Below are 540 nucleotides of genomic sequence, written 5' to 3'. Positions count from 1 at the left end.
TTTTTTAATTTTAGTTTGGTTAAGTTAGAAAGGGCGCACGGTGGATGCCTTGACACTAGGAGTCGATGAAGGACGGGACTAACGCCGATATGCTTCGGGGAGCTGTAAGTAAGCTTTGATCCGAAGATTTCCGAATGGGGAAACCCACCATACGTAATGGTATGGTATCCTTATCTGAATACATAGGGTAAGGAAGACAGACCCAGGGAACTGAAACATCTAAGTACCTGGAGGAAGAGAAAGCAAATGCGATTTCCTGAGTAGCGGCGAGCGAAACGGAACATAGCCCAAACCAAGAGGCTTGCCTCTTGGGGTTGTAGGACATTCTATACGGAGTTACAAAGGAACGAGGTAGACGAAGCGACCTGGAAAGGTCCGTCGTAGAGGGTAACAACCCCGTAGTCGAAACTTCGTTCTCTCTTGAATGTATCCTGAGTACGGCGGAACACGTGAAATTCCGTCGGAATCTGGGAGGACCATCTCCCAAGGCTAAATACTCCCTAGTGATCGATAGTGAACCAGTACCGTGAGGGAAAGGTG

1 rRNA gene is annotated in these 540 nt (G+C 48.1%); it reads left to right on the top strand.

The features are described 5' to 3' along the window. Positions 1-17: 17 nt before the first annotated feature. Positions 18-540: ribosomal RNA gene (locus DW297_RS02705) — 23S ribosomal RNA — on the top strand; the annotation flags it as partial.

The sequence above is a fragment of the Microbacterium sp. PF5 genome, assembly GCF_004794315.1.
Classification (GTDB): domain Bacteria; phylum Actinomycetota; class Actinomycetes; order Actinomycetales; family Microbacteriaceae; genus Microbacterium; species Microbacterium sufflavum.
Note: the sequence above shows the minus strand (reverse complement) of the source record. Positions and strands in the feature narration are given on the sequence as shown.